The organism is Rhizobium sp. RU35A (assembly GCF_900156005.1).
GTDB classification, from domain to species: domain Bacteria; phylum Pseudomonadota; class Alphaproteobacteria; order Rhizobiales; family Rhizobiaceae; genus Neorhizobium; species Neorhizobium straminoryzae.
In genome coordinates, this window is record NZ_FTMR01000017.1 from 35,424 (window position 1) to 54,719 (window position 19,296).

Annotated in this window: 15 protein-coding genes; 10 read left to right on the forward strand and 5 right to left on the reverse strand. The window is 62.1% G+C overall.

The window, feature by feature from the left end:
- Positions 1–76 precede the first annotated feature (76 nt).
- The 5 genes from F3H95_RS24860 to F3H95_RS24880 all read left to right on the forward strand — a co-directional run bounded on the left by F3H95_RS24860 (position 77) and on the right by F3H95_RS24880 (position 5,352).
- Positions 77–1,327 carry a hypothetical protein gene (locus tag F3H95_RS24860; protein ID WP_149747923.1) on the forward strand — a complete coding sequence of 417 codons (1,251 nt, stop codon included), beginning with the start codon at positions 77–79 and terminating at the stop codon, positions 1,325–1,327.
- Positions 1,328–1,439: 112 nt separating this feature from the next.
- On the forward strand, positions 1,440–2,630 hold the full coding sequence (locus F3H95_RS24865) for an MFS transporter (RefSeq protein ID WP_149747924.1): 1,191 nt from the start codon (positions 1,440–1,442) through the stop codon (positions 2,628–2,630).
- A gap of 31 nt (positions 2,631–2,661) precedes the next feature.
- Positions 2,662–4,146, forward strand: coding sequence for a carotenoid oxygenase family protein (locus tag F3H95_RS24870; protein WP_149747925.1), 1,485 nt, complete (start codon positions 2,662–2,664; stop codon positions 4,144–4,146).
- A gap of 94 nt (positions 4,147–4,240) precedes the next feature.
- A complete protein-coding gene (locus F3H95_RS24875) occupies positions 4,241–4,903 on the forward strand; it encodes a glutathione S-transferase family protein (RefSeq protein ID WP_149747926.1) in 663 nt (220 codons plus the stop codon).
- 23 nt (positions 4,904–4,926) lie between these two features.
- Complete coding sequence (locus tag F3H95_RS24880; protein WP_210248587.1) at positions 4,927–5,352, forward strand: heme-binding protein; 426 nt, start codon at positions 4,927–4,929, stop codon at positions 5,350–5,352.
- 55 nt (positions 5,353–5,407) lie between these two features.
- Here the strand turns inward: F3H95_RS24880 and F3H95_RS27550 are convergent, their stop codons facing one another.
- The 4 genes from F3H95_RS27550 to F3H95_RS24900 form a co-directional block, all read right to left on the reverse strand.
- Positions 5,408–5,821, reverse strand: coding sequence for a transposase (locus F3H95_RS27550; protein WP_244618133.1), 414 nt, complete (start codon positions 5,819–5,821; stop codon positions 5,408–5,410).
- A 553-nt stretch (positions 5,822–6,374) separates the two neighbouring features.
- Positions 6,375–9,425, reverse strand: a complete 3,051-nt coding sequence (locus F3H95_RS24890) for an efflux RND transporter permease subunit (RefSeq protein ID WP_149747928.1) — start codon at positions 9,423–9,425, stop codon at positions 6,375–6,377.
- A gap of 11 nt (positions 9,426–9,436) precedes the next feature.
- On the reverse strand, positions 9,437–10,561 hold the full coding sequence (locus F3H95_RS24895; RefSeq protein ID WP_149747929.1) for an efflux RND transporter periplasmic adaptor subunit: 1,125 nt from the start codon (positions 10,559–10,561) through the stop codon (positions 9,437–9,439).
- Positions 10,558–12,090: an efflux transporter outer membrane subunit gene (locus F3H95_RS24900; RefSeq protein WP_149747953.1), complete on the reverse strand. Its 1,533-nt coding sequence runs from the start codon at positions 12,088–12,090 to the stop codon at positions 10,558–10,560. The genes F3H95_RS24895 and F3H95_RS24900 overlap by 4 nt, the downstream gene beginning before the upstream one ends.
- Before the next feature lie 182 nt (positions 12,091–12,272).
- Between F3H95_RS24900 and F3H95_RS24905 the strand changes: the two genes are divergently transcribed.
- The 4 genes from F3H95_RS24905 to F3H95_RS24920 all read left to right on the forward strand — a co-directional run bounded on the left by F3H95_RS24905 (position 12,273) and on the right by F3H95_RS24920 (position 16,200).
- Positions 12,273–12,935: a TetR/AcrR family transcriptional regulator gene (locus F3H95_RS24905; RefSeq protein WP_244618134.1), complete on the forward strand. Its 663-nt coding sequence runs from the start codon at positions 12,273–12,275 to the stop codon at positions 12,933–12,935.
- A 415-nt stretch (positions 12,936–13,350) separates the two neighbouring features.
- Positions 13,351–14,535, forward strand: coding sequence for an FAD-binding domain-containing protein (locus tag F3H95_RS24910; RefSeq protein ID WP_149747930.1), 1,185 nt, complete (start codon positions 13,351–13,353; stop codon positions 14,533–14,535).
- Position 14,536: 1 nt separating this feature from the next.
- Complete coding sequence (locus tag F3H95_RS24915; RefSeq protein ID WP_149747931.1) at positions 14,537–14,884, forward strand: DUF393 domain-containing protein; 348 nt, start codon at positions 14,537–14,539, stop codon at positions 14,882–14,884.
- Positions 14,881–16,200, forward strand: coding sequence for an AarF/ABC1/UbiB kinase family protein (locus F3H95_RS24920; protein WP_149747932.1), 1,320 nt, complete (start codon positions 14,881–14,883; stop codon positions 16,198–16,200). Before F3H95_RS24915 ends, F3H95_RS24920 begins: the two co-directional genes overlap by 4 nt.
- Before the next feature lie 75 nt (positions 16,201–16,275).
- Here the strand turns inward: F3H95_RS24920 and F3H95_RS24925 are convergent, their stop codons facing one another.
- Entirely contained in the window at positions 16,276–17,214 is a 939-nt protein-coding gene (locus tag F3H95_RS24925) for a MarR family transcriptional regulator (RefSeq protein WP_149747933.1), read from the reverse strand.
- 341 nt (positions 17,215–17,555) lie between these two features.
- Between F3H95_RS24925 and F3H95_RS24930 the strand changes: the two genes are divergently transcribed.
- The gene (locus tag F3H95_RS24930) at positions 17,556–19,292 is read left to right on the forward strand and encodes a ShlB/FhaC/HecB family hemolysin secretion/activation protein (protein WP_149747934.1); all 1,737 of its coding nucleotides are present in this window, start codon (positions 17,556–17,558) and stop codon (positions 19,290–19,292) included.
- Positions 19,293–19,296 lie beyond the last annotated feature (4 nt).

Below are 19,296 nucleotides of genomic sequence, written 5' to 3' on the forward strand. Positions count from 1 at the left end.
ATCGATGAATGGCATGAATACAATCTGATTTTCATTTGCTTGACCATTGTTAATTCTATCCTCGTGGCAAACGCAGATGGAGGCGTTTTGCCCCCCGCATGTTCGGCAGGCACCGGTAGCTGCCTACAACGAAACATGCAGACACACAGATCTGGGCGCTGCGGGGGCCTTTAGGCAACCCGATCTGCCTATTCGGGAGGGGATCATGAAACGACACTGTTGGGTGGCCGTCGCGGCCGCCGGCTTTTTGACGCCTTGGGTTTGGACTGGGGGAGCACTGGCTGCGGATTCGGCCATCGCTGACACCGGTCCGCCGGATCAATACCTGCCACCGGCCATCGCGGCGGAAAACAATCTGGGGCGGGCGGGGCTGCTGCGGTCTTATTTCGAGAGCGATCAGTTCGGGTCGGTGCAATGGCGCATCGGCCAGGAGCGCAATACGGTTTCCGATGCTGCCGCCTCGGGCCGCCCGAAAAGCGATTACAAGGATGGGACGACCGACACCATCGTTCCCACCAACTTTCTTTTCATGCTGCCGGATCAGGAATCGATGATCCGTCTCGGTCTGCGCGGGACATTTTCAAACGGTGCGAACTATCCGGTGGAGCTGGATGGCGGAACCGGACGCCTTGATCTTCAATATCTGCGTTTTCTCAACCCGCAGACCATGATCGCAATTGGCGGGCTGTATGAATATACCGATCTGGACATCGAAGGATCAGGTTCGGTGAAACGGTCCGCAGGCGGGATCCGCGGCGATGTGTTGAGCGAGTTCTCCACCCATTGGGGCATTGCCGCCCGTGCCGAATATAGCCGGGGCCAGACCGATCTCAGCATTGCCGCCGGGCCGGGCGTCACCATGCGGCACAAGCAGGGCGATGATCATCTCTACACCCAGGCCGAACTGATCGGCCAATATCGCCATGACGACATCGCTCTCGTACCTGAGGGCTGGGTTTTCCATCCGGTGTTGGGCATTCAGTTCCAGCGAAGCTTCCTGGAGGCCACTGCCAATAATTTCGGTGTGGTGTCCTCCGGCGTGGCTGGTCCCAGGGAAGACTACGGCACGGCCTGGGCGCATCTGCGCCTGGAACAGGAAACCGCGCCCGGCCACTGGTCGCCCAATGTGCTCGTCGGTTTCGAACGGGAATATGTCAACGATCTCGATTCCGTTGTCTACGAGCCGAATTACGCGGTTTTCGGGGTGGGCGCCTCGATCATGTTCGGCAAGGGCCAGCGCTTCGAGATTTCCTATACGCGCCATGAGGGCCTGCGCGACGAGCGCTGGAATCAGGCGCTGGTCGGTACGTTGACCATGAATTTCTGATGAGGCCGGGGCCGGCGAAAAAGGTGGCACGGGTAAAGCGTCGCCCTTCCACCGCCGGCCCCGGCAAATCCCCGGCAGGGTTTTCCTGCACCTGTTTTCTCGGGAGGAGAAAATGTCGAAACTCAACAGCTTCACCGTTCATGCAGCCCTCAGCGTCTGTCATATGGCCGGAATGATCGATCTGGCGGCCCTTCCTCTATGGATCGGCACCCTCATGAAGTTCTACGGTCTCGGTGCGCCCCGGGCCGGGTTGACGGTCACGGCGTTCCTGGCTGCGGCCGTCGCATCCAGTTCGGTGTTTGCGCCCATGTTCACGCGGCTGCCGCATCGGCTGTTTGCCGTCGGTGGATTTGCCATCGCGAGCTGTGCCTTCCTTGCCGCATCACGCCTGCCGACATCGGCAGACAGCTTTTCCGTTTTCCTCATCCTGCACGCGGTTGCGGGGATAGGGGCAGGCGGCGCGCTCTCCGTGACCCATGGGTCCATCGGACGCACCTCCAATCCGCACCGGCTGTTCGGCATCGTCAATGTGGCCATGGGCTTGCTGGCGATCGTCATGTTCGCCGTGCTGCCGGGGGCGATCGCTACGGCCGGGGGATCGGTGCTGTTTCTGGCCTTTGCGCTGACCATGGGCTTTGCGGCCCTCGTCTCGCTGCTCTTCTTTCCCTCGGTGGAAAAGCCCGTCGCCGGTGACGCCTCGCATGCACCGCGTGCTCTTTCGGCGGAACCTCTGTCGGGCATCGCCTGGTTGATCATCGGCGCCATTATCTGTCTGGCGCTTGCCCAGGCCACGGTATTTTCCTTCGTCGAACGCATTGGCGACGCCAGGGGCTTCGGCAGCGATAGCGTGCAATTCGTTCTGATTGTCATGGGCTTCATCAACCTGATCCCCGGCGCCCTTGCTGCCCTTCTGCAAAGGCGCCTGCCGCCGCTGGGTGTCGGGCTGGCGGGCCCGGTTCTTCAGACGGTTCTGGCCATGGGCATTACCCATGCCACGATCTTCCCGGTCTATGCCGTGCCGGCAATGGCCTATGTCTCTGTCGTCATTTTTACCCATACCTTCCTGTTCGGCTTTCTGTCGAAGGTGGACCGAACGGGCAGAGCCGTGGCCGCAACGCCTGCGATGATGATGTCCGGCTCGGCCATCGGCCCGGCGCTTGGCGGCGTCATCGTTGCCAATGTCGGCTATGGCGGACTTGGCTGGGCAGTGCTGGCCATCGCCACCCTGGCCGTGACTTTTCTTGCCATTGCCCGCCGCAAACTGGCCCGTGATGCGCTTCGGCCCTTGCTGGCGACCGCCTGATTCCATGCCTGACCTGAAAAGGAGTATTCCGATGAATGAACGTTTCAACGTGCTGCCGGGCCTGCAATTCCCGCAGGACATCGTCTTTACCGGCTATGCGGCACCGGTACGTATCGAGGGTGAGGTCCATGACCTCGAGGTGATCGGTCGCATTCCGCACGAGCTGGAGGGCATGTATATCCGCAACAGCGCCGATCACGCCTATCCGCCGTTGCATGGCAAAGACATCTTTCTGAACGGCGATGGCATGGTGCATTCCGTGCGGATCCAGAACGGCCATGCCGATCTGACCATGCGCTATGTCCGCACTCGTAAGTTCGAGCTGGAGCGGGCAGCCCGCAGGGCGCTGTTCGGGGCCTATCGCAATCCCTTCACCGACTCGCCCGAGGTGACCGGCGAGGATGCCAATACTGCCAATACTTCCGTGCTGTGGCATCACGGCAAGCTCTATGCGCTGAAGGAAGCGGGCCGCCCCTATGAGCTGGATCCGAACGATCTCACCACCAGGGGCGAAAGCGATTTTGGCGGCCAGCTCAAGAGCCGCACCTTTACCGCCCACCCGAAGATCGACCCGGTCACCGGCGATTGCATTGCCTTTGCCTATAACTGCGAGGGTGTCGCCAGCGACGAGATCGAAGTCTATGTCATCGACAAGGAGGGCGAGTTCAAGAGCACCGAGCGCTTCAAGGCGCCCTATTGCTCCATGGTGCACGACTTCCTTGTTTCCCGCAATTTCATCGCCTTCGTCATCTGCCCGATGGTCTGCGATTGGGAGCGGGTGAAGAACGGCGAGCCCTACTGGCATTGGGACAGCCACAAGAACACCTATATCGCCGTCATACCGCGCGATCAGGGCGTGTCTGCCATTCGCTGGTACACCGCGCCGAAGATTGCCATGCAGACCCACACCTTCAATGCCTGGGATGACGGAAGCCGGCTGGTGCTCGACCATTTCGTCACCGCTTCCGGCTGGCTCAGCCAGTTCCCCGACATCCACGATCCGCATGCGCATGAAATGCCGCCCTTCGGCGAGCGCTGGATTGTCGATCTGTCGAGCCCGGAAAGCGCGGTAAAGGTGGAGCGCTTCATCAATCACATCGGCGAAATGCCTGTTGTGGACGGGCGCTTTGCCATGCGGCGCACGCGCCACTATTGGTTCGGCACCAACCATCCGGAAAGCTGGCCCATGCTGCAGCCGGGACCGAAAGGCCCGCCCTTCACCTGCCTCGGACATTTCGACGAGCATACCGGCAAGATCGATCTCTTCTACGCCGGCCCCGACGCCTCGCCGGAAGAGCCCTGCTTCGTGCCGCGCAGTCCCGATGCCGAGGAAGGCGATGGCTGGCTGATGACCATGGTGGGACGCCGGGCGGAAAACCGCACCGACCTCGTCATCCTCGATGCCCGCAATCTGTCCAAGGGGCCGGTGGCAATCGTCAAGTTCCCCTGCCGGGTGCATGAAGGTTTCCACGGCATCTGGGTGCCGGGCAGCGGGCTTGCATCGGACCGTCTTTGATCCCTGCTCTTTTGCCCTGGCAAATGCCGCCTGATCTGGCGGCATTTGTTGCATCACCGGACGGCCTCCGGAAGGAGGACAAGGGAGGAACATAATGATTACATTGTATGGCGACCCCGCCAAAACCCGCGCCAATCGCTGTAGCTGGATGCTGAAGGAGCTTGAAATCGAGTTTTCGCTGGAGAAGCTCGCCTTTCATCCGGGACAGCCGAAGCCGCCGGAATTTCTCGCGCTCAACCCGAACGGCAAATGCCCGACCCTGGTGGATGAGGGTTTCAGCCTGTTCGAATCGCTGGCGATCAACCTCTACCTTGCCAAAAAATATGGCGGCCTGCTCGGTCCTCAGACGGATGAGGAGGAGGCGCTGGTCACCCAATGGTCGCTCTGGGTGATGGCCGAGGTGGAAAAGCCGCTTCTCATGGCCGCGGCCATTCGCACCCTGTTCACCCCCGCAGAGCCCAGCGATGATGAACTGGAGCTGGCGCTGTGGAAATTGGCGCGTCCCTGGGGCGTGCTGAATGCGCATCTGGAGCGGCAGCCCTTCATTCTCGGCGAGCGGTTCAGCGTGGCGGATATCAATGTCGCATCCGTCATGCATATGGCACTGATTGCCGAGTTGGACATATCGGCCTGGCCCGCGCTGAAAGCCTGGCTTGACACCTGCCTGTCGCGACCGCAGGCGGTCGATCTGCTGAGTGTCAGTTTCAAGGTGCCGCGCCCGAAGACGCCGCGCGATATCATCGCGATGTTTCTATAAACCGTATTTTCATGAGGTCAGTTTTGACACGTCTTCCCCTGAACCAGGCCACGCTCATCATCGATGCCGCCCTTGCCGAAGGCCGCAAGCGCAACCTTGCCCCGCTTGCCGTGGCGGTGCTGGATGCCGGTGGTCATCTGATTGCCTACAAGCGCGAGGGCGGTGCCGGTATCGTTCGTTTCGAAATTGCCTTCGGCAAGGCCTGGGGGTCGCTCGGCATGGGTTTCGGCTCGCGTGAACTCGCCCAGCGGGCTGAAAAGCTTCCCACCTTCTTTTCCATGCTGGGCAATGTCAGCTGCGGGCGCATGGTGCCCTCACCCGGTGGTGTGCTGATCCTCGAGGCAAATCGCGAGGTGATCGGGGCCATCGGCATTTCCGGCGATGTCGGCGACAATGACGAACTCTGCGCGCTGGAAGGAATTAAGGCTGCCGGTCTCTTGAGTATCTAAAGCGTGTCGCATTTATTCGGCCTCCTATCCTGCTGCTTTCAAGACGTTTCTGCATTCAGTGACAGAGAAGAGAGCGATGATACCGTCGAGCGCATGGGTTATCGCATCGAAGCTTCTGGCGACTCGCTTTCGTAAGCGCGCCTTGAGCTTTGAGAACGCCATTTCGATGGGGGTTCAGGTCCGGCGAATGGGGCGGCAGGAAGAGAAGCCACGCGTCCGTCGCCCTGACCAGTTGTTCGGCTTTCTCGCTTTTGTGGAAGCCGACATTGTCGAGGATGACAACATCACCGGGCGACAATGTCGGCGCAAGCTGTGTATCGATCCATGTTTCGAAGATACGGCTGTTGAGGGGCGCATCGACAATCCATGGCGCGGTCAGGCCATGGCAGCGCAGTCCCGCGATGAAAGTCTGAGTTCTCCAGTGGCCGAAGGGGCGTAAGCCGCAAAGCGGCTGCCTTTGGCAGACCATCCGGTGCGCTTCATCAGACAGGTATTCGTTGACGTCTCATCGACAACGATGAGCCAGGACAACGCCTTGTTGAAGAACAGCTTCCGGCGATTGATCCAAAGCCCTGGCGATCTCCGGTCTGCGCTGCTCGCTTGCCTTGAGGCTTTTTCATCGTTGAGCCCAAGGCGATGGAGAAGCCGCCCGACGGTGGCGCGGTGGACGTCGATGCGGCGCTGGGCCAGTTCGATAGACAATCGGTCCGGGGTCACTGCGCCATGCAGAGCCACACGCACGCCGAACCATTCCCCGTGGGGAGAAAGTTTACTGCCAGGTGGAGGGCCCTGTCTGGCCGGGGAAAGACAACCAGATGATCGGTGCAGGATCATCTGGTTGTTGACCAACCGGGAAGAAACCCGGAAATGCCGGGCGGCTTCCCGATTGCTATTGCCTTCATTCACAAACGCAATGACACGCTCACGCCACTCTGGCCTGCCACTGAAGTTTCATCCGGCTGCGATGAGAGCCTTGGCGGGCCGGACTCTAATCAAATCTGGAGGCAATTCTCAGTGGCAGGTCATCTTGCATCGACGGCTCCTGCCTTGGCGATCAGCACATACGCGGCCGGCACGACGAAGAGTGTGAACAGCGTGCCGATGGACAGGCCAGCGGCAATGACGAGGCCCATGTTGAAGCGGGAGGCAGCACCGGCCCCGGAGGCGGTGATCAGCGGGATGACGCCGAGCACCATAGCCGCCGTAGTCATCAGGATCGGTCGAAGGCGGATTTCGGCGGCTTCGACGATGGCCTGACGCTTGGACTTGCCGGCATTCCGATGTTCGTTTGCCACTTCCACCATCAGGATGCCGTGCTTGCTGACGAGCCCCATCAGCGTCACCAGACCAACCTGCGTGTAGATGTTGATGCTGGCGCCGCCGAGCCCGAGGCTGATGAAGATCAGCGCACCGGCGAGCGACATGGGCACCGAGACCAGGATCACGATCGGGTCGCGGAAGCTGTTGAACAGGGCTGCCAGCGACAGAAAGATGATGATCAGCGCGAAGGCGAAGGTGGTGACGAAGCCGCCGCCTTCCTGCTCCAGCTGGCGCGACTGGCCGCCGTAGTCCACCGTATAGCCCGGCGGCAGCGTGTCGGCCGCCAGCTGCTTCAGCGTCTGCAGGGCATCGCCCATCGCCACGCCCGGCATGGCGACGCCGGAAATAGTGGCGGAATTCACCTGCTGGAAGTGGTTGTAGGACTGCGGCGACACCTTGGTCTCGATATGCGCAATGGTCGAGAGCGGAATGCTGCTGCCGTCGCTCGCCTTGATGTAATAGTTCAGCACATCCTTGGCGTTCAGGCGGGACGCCTGCTGGACCTGGGGGATGACCTTGTAGGAACGACCATCGAGGCTGAAATAGCCGGTATAGCCGCCGCCCAGCATGGTGGCGAGCGAACTGCCGACATCGGACATGCTGAGGCCGAGTTCGGCTGCCTTCTCACGGTCGAACACGACACGCGCTTCCGGCTGGTCGAACTTCAGATCGTTGTCGAGGAAGATGAACTTGCCGGTCTGCAGCGCCTTGGCGATGAAGTCCTTGGAGACGTCGTTCAGCTGGCCGAAGTCGTTGGTCGTGGTGATGACGAACTGGATCGGCAGACCGCTGCTGCCCGGCAGCGGCGAGGTCTGGAAGGCGACGGTACGGACGCCGGCAATGCCGTTCAGCTGGTTCTGGATTTCCGGCTGCAGCACCTTCGTGCTCTTTTCGCGCTGCTCCCAGGGCTTCAGGACCCAGCCGAGGATCGACTGGCCGGGCGCGTCGATCTGGAAGACCAGATTGGTCTCTGGCTTGTCCTTCAGGATATCGTAGGCCTGCTGCGAGTAGAATTGCCGCTGCCGCAGCGTCGAGGTCGGCGAGGCGGTGGTCAGGCCGAGGATGATGCCCTGGTCCTCCTGCGGCGCGAGTTCGGTGGTCGAACTGGTGTAGAGCCAGTAGATGCTGCTGAGCACGATCAGACCGAACACGATGACGACCGAGAGCGTGTTGAGCGTGCCTTCCAGCATGCGGCGATAACCGCGGCTGAGCGCTGCCATGAAGCGATCGATCGCATGAACGATCCGCGCTTCCAGCGTGGCGCTGTCCTTGTGGATGGGCTTCAGCATGTGGGCGCAGTTCATCGGCGAAAGCGTCAGCGCGATGACCGCCGACACGGTGACCGCACCGGCGAGCGTGAAGGCGAATTCGGTGAAGAGTGCACCCGTCAGGCCGCCCTGGAAGCCGACCGGGACGTAGACAGCGATCAGCACGATGGTCATGGCGATGATCGGGCTGGCGAGATCGCGCGCGGCCTGCAAGGCTGCGTTGAACGGCGTCATTCCCTCTTCCATATGCCGGTTCACGCCTTCGACCACGATGATCGCGTCGTCGACGACAAGACCTATGGCGAGAACGAGGGCAAGAAGCGTCAGCAGGTTGATCGAGAAGCCCATGGCAAGCATCAGCGCGAAGGTGCCGATCAGCGACAGCGGAATGGCGACGATCGGGATCAGAACGGCGCGCCAGGAGCCGAGGAAGGCGAAGACCACGATGGTCACGATCACGCCGGCTTCCAGCAGGGTATCGATCACCTCGTTGATCGAGCTGTTCACGAAATCGGTGGAGTCGTAGATCACCGTGCCTGTCAGGCCGACCGGCAGCTGCGACTGGATGTCCGGCAGCACGGATTTGACGCCGTTGATCACGTCCAGAAGATTGGCCGTCGGTGCGACCTGGATGCCGATATAGACCGCCGTCTGGCCGTTGAAGCTCGTCACGCTTTCGTAATCGTCGCTGCCGAGGGTGACATTGGCCACGTCCTTCAGGCGGATGATGGCATTGTTGGTCTGCTTGACGACGAGGTTCTTGTATTCCTCCAGCGAGTGGAGATTGGTCGAGGAGGACAGGTTCACCTGGACCAGCTGGCCCTTGGTCGTGCCGAGGCCGGAGATATAGTCGTTGCTCGTCAGCGCGGTGGATACTTCGGAGGCGCTGAGGCCATAGGCGGCGAGCTTGACGGGATCGAGCCAGGCGCGCAGCGCGAATTTCTTGGCGCCGAGCAGTTCGGCCGTCTGGACGCCCTTCACCGATTGCAGCTTGGGCTGGACGACGCGGGTCAGGTAATCGGTCACCTGGTTGGGCGCCAGCGCATCGCTCTTGAAGCCGAGATACATCGAATCGATGGTCTGGCCGACCGACAGCGTCAGCACCGGCTGCTGGGCATTGGCCGGCAGCTGGTTGATGACGGAGTTCACCTTGGTATTGATTTCCGTCAGCGCCTTGCCGGAATCATAGTTCAGGCGAAGGTTGACGGTGATGGTGCTGGTGCCGGTCTTGCTGGTCGATGTCATGTAGTCGATGCCGTTGGCCTGCGCGATGGCATTTTCCAGCGGCGTGGTGATGAAGCCGGCGATGATGTCCGCATCCGCACCCGAATAGGTGGTCGTCACCGTCACCGTGGCATTCTGGGTGCGGGGATATTGCAGAATGGACAGCGTCGTCATCGACTTCAGCCCGAGGACGAGGATGAGCGCACTCACCACCAGCGCCAGCACGGGGCGGCGCACGAAGATGTCCGTGAAGCTTTTCATGGGTGGATGTCCTATTGATCCGTAACGACAGGCGCGTCTTCGGCAGGCGGCACGTGGCTGTTGTCGATGTTGACCGGCGTGCCGTTGCGCAGCTTCAGCTGGCCGGCGATCACGACCTTGTCGCCCGGCTGGATGCCGTCGACGACGGCCACATTGTCGCCGCGCACATTGCCCGTCTTGACGAAGGTCTGGCGGGCCACGCCCTGGGCCTGGTCGCCCTTGGCCTTGTCATCGACGATGAAGACGCTGTCGCCATAGGGATTGTAGACGATGGCCGTCTGCGGCAGCGTCACGAGCTGCTGGACGGAACCGATCGCGATGGCAACCTTCGTAAACATGCCGGGCAGCAGCGCGCCATCGGGGTTCTTGATCGTGGCACGCACCAGAACGTTGCGGGTGGTGGAATCGACCTTGGGATTGATGGCCGAAATCTCGCCCTTGAACACGCGGCCCGGATAGACATCGACCGTGGTATTGACCTCCTGGCCCACCTTCAGGCGGCTGAGGGCCTGCTGCGGCAGATAGACATCGACATAGAGCGGATCGAGCGCCTGCAGCGTCACCACGGTGGTGCCGGCCGTCAGATACTGGCCGAGATCGACGGAGCGAATGCCGAGGCGGCCGCCGAAGGGGGCGGTCAGCGTCTTCTGCGCCACCACGGCCTTCTGCTGATCGACCAGCGCCTGGGCGTTGCGGACATTGGCGGTGTCGGTATCGACCGTTGCCTGGCTGACGGCCTTGATGGCCTGCTGCGCCTTGTCGCGATCGAGCGTGATGACGTAATTGTCGAGCGTAGCCTGGAGGGAGGCAAGCTTGGCGATGTCTTCCTGAGCGGCCAGTTGCAAAAGCGTCTGGCCAGCGGAGACGGAATCGCCCGACTTGAAGCTGATGTTCTGCACGATGCCCGAAACTTCAAGCGCGAGATCGGCGCCATTGGCGGCCTTCAGCGTGCCGACAGCCTCGATCTCGTCCTGCCACGGCGTGCGCGCGGCAACGGCGGTGGAGACGGTCTGCGGCGGATTGCTCATGCCGGCCATCACCTGCTTGATGATTCCGGCCTTGAAGTTCTGGAACCAGTAGAGCCCGCCAAAGACAGCGCCGGTGGCGAGCAACATGATCACCATTCGCTTGATCATTGTTCTTGGACCTTCTTGTTCTTGATATCGGTGGTGGTGGCGTTTGTGGCGGGAACCGAATCGGGGCCGGCAAAGCGGCCGGGCTGGACGCGGGGACGCGACAGCGCGGTCTCGTCTTGCCGGTTCCACCAGCCGCCGCCGAGCGACTGGTAGAGCGCGACCGTATCGGTGTAGCGGGTGGCCTGCGCCTTCACGCGGGAAATGACCGCGTTCTGGTAGGTCTGCTGGGCGCTGGAGACCGTCGGGTAATCGACGGCGCCGGTCTTGTACTGCTCTTCGGCCATGGTGAGGCTTGCCTGGGCGGCCTTCTCCGCGGCCGTCTGCGCCTGCAGCGCCTTGGCGTCGTACTGGATCGCCCTCAGGCTGTTGGCCACGTCCTGGAAGGCGGAGATGACCGTGGACTTGTACTTGGCGAGGTCCTGCTCGAAGGTGGCGACGCTGGCTTCCTTGGTATGGAAAAGCGTGCCGCCATCCAGCAGCTTCTGGGTGACCGAGCCGGCCACGCTCCACGCGATCGAATTCGCGGAGAACAGATCCGACGGGGTGCTGGCGCTGGTCGAATAGCTGCCGCTGAGACTGATCTGCGGCAGCATGTTTGCAATCGACACACCGACACTCGCAGTAGCCTCATGCAGGGTTGCCTCGGCGGCACGAATGTCCGGCCGCTGGCGCACAAGCGCCGATGGAAGGCTGACCGGAAGTGCCTGCGGCAGGCGCAGATCCGCAAGCCGCACGCTTTCGCCGCGGTCCTGGCTCGGCAGACGGCCGAGATAGGCCATCAGTTCGTTGCGCGTCTGGGCGCGCTGCTTCTGCAGCGAGGGAAGCGTCGCCTCCGTCTGGGCCAGCGTCGATTGCTGCGACAGCACGTCGGAGGCTGGAACCGCACCGAGGTTGAACTGCTGCTGGATGCGCTGCAGCTGGTCGCGCTGCAACCGGATGATATCTTGCGTCGCGGCGATCTGGGCGCTGAGCGAAGCGTCGGTCAGGGCCGATGTCACGACATTCGCCGTAAGGGAAAGATAGGTCGCCTCCAGCTCGAAACGCTGGTATTCGGCCGCCGCCCACTTGGCCTCGATCTGGCGACGCGTGCCGCCGAAGATATCGAGGGTGTAGGAAACATCGACCGACGCGTTGTGCAGCGTGTAGATCGAGGCGGGCGAGCTTCCGCTGGCGGCGGTGCGTTCCCGCGTTGAGGATGCGCTCGCACTGACCTGAGGCAGCAATCCTCCCTGCTCCGCGATTGCCGTTTCGCGGGCTGCACGCAACGCATACTGGGCGGCAGCGACGTCCGGATGGTTGCGGATGGCCTCCTCCACGAAGGCATTCATCTGTTTCGACTGGAACAGACTCCACCAGGCCGGGTTAACATCGCTGCCCATGACAAAGCGCTGCGCTTGACGACCATCCGAGACGGTAGAACCCACGGTTTTGCCAAGGCCGTCATTGGTGTATCCAGACACGTCAGGCGCGTAGGGAATTTTGAAATCGGGGCCAACCGTGCAGCCGGACAGTGCCAGGAAGGTCGACATGAGAATGAGATGGGGGCGTCCGAACAGGGTGTCCGGACGCGATAGGGACGAGAAGCAGGACTTGACCATGAAGTACGACCGACTGAACCGAACCGTTTAGTTTATTTCACTGAGATCGCAGTGCGCCTTGCAAAAGTCAAGAGTGAACCGAACCGTTTAGTTCGATGAAGGGATTTTGCCCGATGAACAATGCCGGACAGCGTAAAGACCCGCCCCATTCGCCAGGCCAGATGGAGCGCAAGACAACGCCCAAATCGCGCCTCGTCCTGCAGGCCGCCCGATCCTGCTTCCTGGAACTGGGCTATGATCGGACCAGCATGGACCTGATCGCGAAAAAAGCAGGGGTATCAAAGGCGACGGTCTATGCACACTTCGAGAGCAAGGAGGCCTTGTTGTACGGCCTCATCGAAGAGGAGTTCGAGATCGACGGGCCGCCCCCGCTCTGGGATCCGAACAGGCCGATCGTCGATATAACAGCTGCCTTGACGGATATTGCTCATCGCTTCACCGCAATCTTTCTCACCGACAAGAAGCTCGGCTTCCATCGTCTCATCATGACGAACGCTTCCCACTTCCCCGCAATCGCGGAGATCTTCATGAACGGCGGTCCTCGCCGGCACCTCAAAGAGGTGCGGACGTTTCTGGAACGGGGTATCGACGCTGGCTGGCTGCGCATCGACGACCTCGACCTCGCCGCGAAACAGTTTCTCAGTCTCGTTCAAGGCGATCTGCCGCTGAACTGGGCTCTCTCCATGCAGCCACCTGAACCCGGCCGCTACGAAGCCCTCATCGAGGGAGGCGTTCGTGTCTTCCTGGCCGCCTACGGCGCCACTCGGACGGAGTAGAAACTGCACTCCGGGCGCCATCGCATGGCTGGGTGAACCGGGAGCACGTCAGGATCGCCAGCTTTTCGAGGAGCCAGGGAAGCGATCTTGTCCCAATGTCCATCGCTCCGTTCATATCGCTTCGCCACCATTCCGAGGTCCCCGTGTTGCGGACGGCAATCTGGAGCATTTCGGGGGAAAACCGGATCACCTGACGTGTTCCACCTCTTTGTTTTCACGCGGTCCGGACGCAACATCGCTGACGCACTCCTGCTGGACGCTCCATGAGCCACTCATCGAATTCGGTCCGCTTTTCAAATCGCGGACACGCGCTTGGTCCATCTCATCGCGTTTGTCGTAGAAGATACGGTATGAAGTCATCGGCTGCAGCCCGATATGTGACTTGAAGCGAACCTCATGAGGGAGGGGCCTGAGAATGACAGAAACCGGTTTTCCTCTCAGCCGGACCGATGCCTTTCAACGTCTGCAATCGTTCCTCCCCGCGGCAGGGCGAGCTTATGCGCGCCTGCGCAACATGGATCAAGGGAAGGGTCGCCATGTGCACGTATCCCGGCTTTCGCCGGCTGTGCGTCGACGGCTCATCACGGAAGCGGAGATCATCGAGACTGTCCTCGCGCACCATGATCTCGCATCGGCCGAGAAGTTTGTCAGCGAGGTGTTCTGGCGCAGCTACTGGAAGGGTTGGCTAGAACAGCGCCCGACACTGTGGCCGGACTATCGCGCGGCGTTGGAGCGGGAGAAAGATCGCCTCGATGCGTCTGCCGATCTCCGACTGCGGCATGAGGCAGCGATTGACGCGCGCACGGGCATCGATTGTTTCGACGCCTGGGTCGAGGAACTGAACGTCACAGGCTATCTTCACAACTGGGCGCGGATGCAGTTCGCTTCGATCTGGATCTTTACCCTTGGACTCCCGTGGGAACTCGGCGCCGCCTTTCTGTTCGACAGGCTGATCGATGCAGATCCTGCATCCAACACGCTGTCGTGGCGCTGGGTGGCGGGTCTTCATACGGTCGGCAAGGTCTATCTTGCTGATGCCGGCCGTATCCGGTCCATGACAAACGGCCGCTTTTCGCCGACAGGACTGGCGCACACGGCCATCATTCCCACAGATTGCCTGCAGACGCCCCAACCTGCCGCCGTCCGTCCTTTTGCTCGCCCCAGCCCGTCTGCGCCGACGCTTCTGCTGTTGACCTCGGAAGATCTTTCACCGGAGACGTCGCCGGAGATGTGCGGACTGCCGGTCCGCGCCATCGCCTGCATCGACGGCTGCAACGCATGGGATCGAATGGCCATGGCCGACGGCATGGAGCGCGCCTGCAAAGCCTGGCCGGAAGCAGACTGTCTTGGAATCGTCGAGCCGGGCCACCTGCTGGCCAAGGCCCATGCGGCGGGATGTAGCCAGGTCACAACCGCGTTTCTTCCTGTGGGACCCGTGGCGGATGTCCTGATGCCGTTACAGGTCGAGGGGCCCACACGCGGTGTGCTCTTTACGGAATACATGCACGATTGGGACCGGCGCACATGGCCCCATTGCCGGAAAGGGTTTTTCGCGCTCAGGGAGAAGATCCCGGCGCTGGTTCGTTGCGGGAGAGACTGACTTGACGCCATCCGTGACCGTGTTTTTCGATGGAGCCTGTCCGCTCTGCCGCCGCGAGATCATCCTGATGCGCAGGCTGGACCGTCGGGGCGCGATCTGTTTCATCGATGTGTCCGACGCGACGACGGCCTGTCCCATCGATAGAGCAGCGCTTCTCGCCCGCTTCCATGCGTCCGAAAATGGACGCCTCTTCTCAGGCGCGCGCGCCTTCGCCGCCATGTGGCGGGCGATCCCGATGCTGCGGCCACTAGGCATCCTCGCGGATCTGCCGTGGGCGAGGCCCGTGTTCGAGGCGGCCTATCTCGGCTTTCTGCGCCTGCGTCCCCGTCTGCAGAGGTCGGTCTCATGAGCGACAGGGATCGCTACCGGCCCGTGCCACAGGGTCGATTGAATCGGCTTGCGGCACTCGGCCAGATCGCCGGCGGCGTCGCCTCGGGCGTGGTGTCGGAAGGGCTGAGCCGTCTGGCGAAGGGTGAGCGACCGCATCTGCGCGATCTTCTTCTGACGCCGTCGAATGCACGCAAGGCTGCGGACCAGCTGTCGCGCATGCGCGGCGCGGCGATGAAGCTCGGCCAGATGGTGTCGCTCGATCCAGGCGAGTTTTTGCCACCGGAACTGCAGGCGATCTTCTCCCAGTTGCGGTCATCGGCGTATTTCATGTCGCCCGGCCAGCTTTCCGCGAGTCTCGCAAGCGCCTGGGGTCCGGATTGGCGGCGCCATTTCAGCCGCTTTGACGTAACGCCAATGGCTGCCGCATCGATCGGACAGGTTCATCGGGCCGTGCTCATCTCAGGTCGTTCCTTGGCTGTGAAGGTTCAATATCCCGGCGTCGCCCGCAGCATCGATTCCGATATCGACAATGTCGCGACATTTCTGCGGCTCTCCGGTCTCGTTCCCGCCGGGCTCGACCTCGCGCAGCATCTGGCCGAAGCCAGGCGCCAGTTGCACGAGGAGGCAGATTATCTGCGCGAGGCCGAACAGATGCGCCGGTTTCGCGCGCTGCTTGCCGGAGATGCCCGCTTCGTGGTTCCCGCGCCTGTGGAAGAACTCCTGCGTCCCACGGTGCTTCCGATGGACTTTGTCGAAGGCGTTCCAATCGAGCGGCTCGCGGTGGTGCCGGAGGCAACGCGCGAGACCGCCATGCGGGCGCTTGCCGATCTCGCCCTCTCCGAACTCTTCACGTTGGGCGTAATGCAGACCGACCCGAACTTCGGGAACTACCTCTGGCGACCCGAGGATGGGCGCATCGCGCTTCTTGATTTCGGCGCCGTGCGGCCTGTCATGCCCGATAGTGCCGAATCCTATCGCAGGCTGTTGCAGGCGATCCTGAGCGGCAGGAACGAAACGGTCCGCGCAGCTTTCCTCGACATGGGCTATCTCTCGTCGGCGCAAGTCGCACGCCATGGCCGCATGCTCGACGAAATGATGTCGACAGTGCTGGAATACGTGCTTCAGGCGCCGGAAGGCCTGGTCGATTTCAGCGACCGCGGACCGCTCGTTGCCGTGCGTGAGAGGTCGCAATCGCTCTTCGCGGACCGGTCTCTCTGGACGTTGCCGTCTCCGGACAAGATGTTTTTGCAGCGAAAGATAACCGGCATGGCGCTTCTCGCCCTGAAATTGCGCGTTCGGTTACCGGTTGTCGAAATGCTGTCCCGCTACGCATAGGGCATTGGACACCCGGAAAGGCGATCGGGTTGGCGGGCTTTGACCCGCCGCTCATGGCCCGAAGCCAGCCTCGTTCTATGGGCTGCTCGGCGACGAAGCCGCCCCGCCAGGCACAGGCAGAAGCTCCGCCATCGCGCGATAATGGGCCATCTGTCCCGCCACGAATGTGCGAAACTCCAGAAGCAGCTCCGGGGACATATCTTCGAGCCTGCCATTGACGACCCGGAACAGGCCGGCGGCCTCTCCTTCGGCATAGAGGTTGCCTATATGCTGGCGGGAGACCTGAAAGCGACGCGCCATGGCGTGATAGCTGAGCGACACGTCCCAGCGTTCATCGCCACGGCCGCGGGCCAGGGCAGCACCCACCACGGCTGTCAGGATCAGGTAGCCGGCATCGCGACCGCTGAAGCTGACGATGGTCGGAAACGGACGAAACAGGATGTCCTGCGCATGAAACTGCCGGGTCGACAGGCCAAGCAGGCGGCATAGCACGTCGGGATCCTCGAGGAGGCGCAAATGCAGCCTGTCGGCTCCAGGCGTGATCGCCTCTGCGACCTGGAGGGCCGATAGCGGCGAACGAGCAATCTCCCGTACGAGCGACGGGCTTGGGACCAGATGCAGGGCACGGGCGTCCTGCCCGTCACGCCGGGTCTGTACATAACCGCCGGCCCTGAGGCCCCGGATCTGGTCGGCCACCTGGCGAGGGCTTGCGGGAACGACCGCCTGCAGTGCGCTAAGGCTTGGCACGAAGGCCGGATCGTCGAGTGACCGGGCATAGTTCCCGATCAGACAATAGCAGGTGATGTACCGGATCTTCTGGCCGAAAATCTTGGTTGCCGGCCAGTGCAGGTCCGGCGGCGCGCACATAAGCCGGCAATAATCGAGCAGAGCCTCCGGAAAGTCCGGCTGCGCCAGAAACGCGGCGGCCCGAAGCCACACATCCCGGTCTCGATAGGCAGAAACGGTGTGGTACAGCACCGCATCACCCGGAATGCTGTCTCGCCTCGACTGCATGAATGTCACCCTCCCCAATGCCTTCGCCGATGGCGATAACCGCGCTGCTGCACCGCACAACCGACATTATTCGGCGAACGATATATCTTGGCAAAGCATTCGTCACAAAAGACAGACTGGGCAGGCAAGGCAACCGCCCTCGCCTCTCTATTCATAGCCAGACTGAATAGCGGCAGAGTTTAGACTTTTCCATGCCCTGTGCCCCCTTCTAGAAGTTGCAGGCATGCCAGAGGTCCACAGGGGGACGGCTCATCACTGCGGATCCATCCGCGCCGACCCTTCCGGCGGATGGCTGCCGTCGTTCGGAGCCGGTTCCGTCCGCCATCATCGTCGAGAGCCTGATGACCGCAATTTCACGTCCGCATCTGCGCCTGCTGCTTGCCACCTCGTTCGCCATCGCCGTTGCCCCGCTGGCAGCGCTTGGCCAGACGGCCGGTCAACTCGTCGCGCCGACCTATGCGCCGAACCTGCAGCGCCCGGGAGGTGGGCTCGAACTGCTGGCAAGCAACGGGCTGGAAACGCCGCCGGGCGCCGAACGGCTTTTCGTCACGCCTGCCGGCCTTGAGGTCGAGGGTGGATTGCCGGCCATGGCGGCCGCCACGCGCGAGATCGAGGCCCGCCTCAGGGGACACCGGGTTTCGGGGGCCGATCTGTTTGCCGCGGCGCGCGATCTGGAACGGGCCTATGCGGAGGCCGGCTATGTTCTGGTGCGCGTCTCCCTGCCGCCCCAGACCATCGTTGATCATGCCCCGCTGCGGCTGCTGGTCACCGACGGTTTCATCCAGAGGGTCGACACGACAGGGGTGCCGGCCGGCGTCCGGCCGCGTGTCGATGCCTATGCCGCGCCGCTCGTCGGACGAACGGGCATCACGCGCGCACAGATCGAACGGCAGTTGCTTCTCGCCGGCGATACGCCGGGGCTCGCGCTACGCTCGACCATCAAGGCCGGGGACAAGACCGGGGCTGCCATTCTGGTGCTGGAGGGCCGCTATGATCCTGTGGCGGTGACCCTGTCGGCCGGTAACGGACAATCCGATGCACTCGGCGACTATACGGTCGGCATCGGTGCGGATCTGAACAATCTCGCCGGCCTCGGCGAGATCAGCTACTTTCGGTTCAGCGGCTATCCCGGCCTGACCGACGGCCATCTTTTTGCAGAGCATCCGCGCAACAGACAGATGGTTGCCGGCATTCTCCTGCCGCTCGGCTTCGATGGCATGGCGCTGAATGTCGAGGCGACCGACTCGCGCAACAGGCCGGACAATGACGATCTTCTGGAGATCGACGACCACTATCGGCGTCTGTCGACGCGTCTGTCCTACCAGTGGATCCGCTCCCGCGCGTTCAATACCGCCACAGAACTCAGTCTCGACGTCATCGACGAAAGACAGACGATCGACTTTGGCGGCACCGGGAGTCCGTTCACCAGGGATTCGCTCCGGGTTGTGCGCCTGGGCCAAAGCTTCGATTCGCTGACCGCCGCGAGCGCCAGCATCGATGGGCGCGTCACGGCTTCCTTTGGCCTGGATGCGCTCGGGGCCCGCAGCGCCACCACGGACCTGCCTCTGACGCGTGCCGGCGCGGAGCCCGATTTTCAGAAGCTGGACGCCAGCCTGCGTTACCGGCAGGCCCTTCTGAAGCGGCTGGACTTTACCGCGGTGGTGCGCGGTCAGGCCTCGTTCGGCCAGGCGCTTCCGTCGTCGGAACAGATCGGTCTTGGTGGAAGCGGTGCCCTGTCCTCGTTCGACTCAAGCAGCCTGCAGGGCGATAGCGGTGTGATGGCGCGCCTCGACCTCGCCCTTCCGATGCCGCTGGTCTCACGATCGCCGGATCGGCTGATGGATGGTGTCTGGGCACCCTATGTCTTTGCCGCGGCCGGGATCGTGGAACTGGCCGCGCCGACGGCACTGGAGCGCAAGGTCACCCGCGGCGCCTCGCTCGGCCTTGGCATAAAGCTCAATCTTGCCGAGACGCCGCTCGCGGGCAACAGCCTGCTGACCCTGGAATATGCGCACGGCTGGGCGGACGGCGAAGATCAAAGCAACCGGCTGCTTCTCAATACGGTGTTCAGGTTCTAGCCGG